The sequence below is a fragment of the Vibrio sp. Vb339 genome (genome assembly GCF_902751245.1).
GTDB lineage: Bacteria > Pseudomonadota > Gammaproteobacteria > Enterobacterales > Vibrionaceae > Vibrio > Vibrio coralliirubri.
In genome coordinates this window covers 1-606 of record NZ_CADDIS010000031.1, presented here as the reverse complement: position 1 = coordinate 606, position 606 = coordinate 1, and the positions used below count along the sequence as shown (strand labels likewise).

Sequence of the window (606 nt, the reverse complement as noted above, 5' to 3'; positions counted from 1 at the left end):
GTCGTTATGTGACCGTTTTTGTCTAACTTCATGTCTATCGCAGACAACAAATAAAAGGGCGTATATGGACGTGATGCTGATTTTAAATATTGCCAGTAAGTCGGCTCTAACCATCTCTTGTCAATAAACCCTAATACCTTAATTCCGGTACGTTTTTGGGTTGCATCCCCTGAAGCTAAACGGCGAGCCGTCTTCATAATGAGGCTTCTGAAGCCACTGCGTTCATAGTTTAGACGTCTCGAAAGTTCTCCTATTTCAGCCTTTCCATAAACGTTAGCGAGCTCCTGTATGAATATGGACACAGTGACCGAATTTGGAAGCTCTCGTGAGTTTGGATCCCACCTTTGAATGTATGTGCTAAATTCAGGCAATGCTCTTTGCAATTCAGGGCTATAAACCGATTTATGAAGCATCATTGCTATCGGAACAACAAAGAAGAACACGGTAAATATCAACAAGGGAGACAATAGCTGCCATGTCACCATCTCATGCTTGTTCATGCTGCTAGGAGGATTGAAAGTCGAGATATCAATGGAACTATCTTGGTCAAAGTTATCGTCATTCATGTCTTGTCTCCCTGTCTCAGTTAGCCTTGTGACACCCAGC

Annotated in this window: 1 pseudogene; it reads right to left on the bottom strand. The window is 42.7% G+C overall.

The annotated features are described in order from the left end of the window. A pseudogene (locus HRQ85_RS26095) lies at window positions 1-566 on the bottom strand (hypothetical protein); the annotation flags it as partial. Between the last annotated feature and the right edge of the window lie 40 nt (window positions 567-606).